Genomic DNA, 1,410 nt, shown 5'->3' with positions numbered 1-1,410 from the left:
GGGTTAATAGACAAAAAGTGTGTCCGCTCGGCGTGTCGCCGGGGTGGGCCCCTTTTTTATTTCATTGGTCCTTTCCGGATGCCTAAGTTGTGTTGGTATTCGGTTGGGATAGCGTTGTCGTAGAAGGCTGGTCGTCCTGTTTCGTGGTCGGCTGTGTTGTGGTCTTCTGGGACGAGATCGTTGACTTTGGCGAGTTGATCTTGTCCGAAATTGCACTGCCTGGCGATCTTTAGCGGATCGTCAGGCAGCTGCTTTTTCGAGTGCAGGTACCATTCGAGCATTTTGCGTTGCCGTTCTCCTGCTCTGCCGCGGTGTGCATCAGCGATGCGTTTGAGTTGAGCGTTAATGCCGCCTTCAAGACTGTTCGTGGTCGCTGCCCACCGGGCTGGGTCGAGTGCTTCTGGTGGGGGCTGCAGGTAGATAAACAGCCAGTTGTTGCGGGATAGGTGCAGAAGCGAGTGGTATGCCTTGCGCACTCGGATATGTGTCCATTCCCACTGTTTATTGAGCGTGCGATGTTCTTTGGGCAATGGTGTTTTTTCGTTGAGGAACCGTTGGTAGACCTGCCCGAAGTCGTGCAGGCGTAGTGTCCAGTCGCGTGCTTGGTCTAAGGTGGTGATCTTGGTCAGTGTCAGCGCGAGGGCGTAGATGGCTTTGCCGGCGTCGGTGCGTGGTCGTGATGTGGTGTAGCGGCGGATGACGCGTTGGGCATGCACTAGGCAGCGCTGGATGAGGGCATGTGGCCAGCAGGCTTTGATTGCTGAGTAGGCGCCTTGCCCGCCGTCGAGGACCACACATAATGGTTCGGCGATACCTCGCAGTAGTTGTGTGTAGGCGTGGGCTGACTCGCGTTTGGCCCAGCGCCAGGAGATGACGTGGTCACGGCTTGCGGCTACCAGTAGGCATCCGGCGTCGGTGTAGGTGCCGTCGATGAAGATTTGGTCGTAGACCCGGTTGGGGTCTGGGGTGTTGGGTACATCGACGAGCCACAACGAGGTGAATCGGCGGTCGAGCGTGCGCCGGGAGACGTTCAAGGCGTCGGCCACATCGGTCAGAGAAGCCGTGCCGGTGACGTAGGCGTGAAATGCTTTGAAATCCCGGGTGTGGGTCTGATCGGGACGGCGGTGTGTGGTGGAGGTTCCACAGTCAGGGTTTTTACATCGCCACCTGGTTGTCCCTTTGGTTGTGGTGCCGTTTTTCTTCATTTGCCCAGCACATATGGGGCATCGTGGTCTGTTTGGTGTCACCGGCAAAGCTAACCAGCATCCGGCTACCACACTGGGGCGCCGTTCCGGTGGATTGAAGGAAAATCGGGCCCGAATAAGGTTTGGAACCTTATTCAAGCCCGGTTTACATAGTCTGATCAGCAGATATGCTGAAAAATCAGACACACTTTTTGTCACTTAACCC

At 56.4% G+C, this 1,410-nt stretch carries 1 protein-coding gene; it reads right to left on the bottom strand.

The window, feature by feature from the left end; all coding sequences use genetic code 11:
* Positions 1-56 precede the first annotated feature (56 nt).
* The gene (locus MHX66_RS10450; protein ID WP_370646313.1) at positions 57-1,247 is read right to left on the bottom strand and encodes an IS1249 family transposase; all 1,191 of its coding nucleotides are present in this window, start codon (positions 1,245-1,247) and stop codon (positions 57-59) included.
* Positions 1,248-1,410 lie beyond the last annotated feature (163 nt).

This window comes from Corynebacterium sp. ACRPH, from assembly GCF_022347285.1.
Classification (GTDB): domain Bacteria; phylum Actinomycetota; class Actinomycetes; order Mycobacteriales; family Mycobacteriaceae; genus Corynebacterium.
The sequence above is the reverse complement of the archived record's forward strand: the minus strand, read 5'-3'. Positions and strand labels throughout refer to the sequence as shown.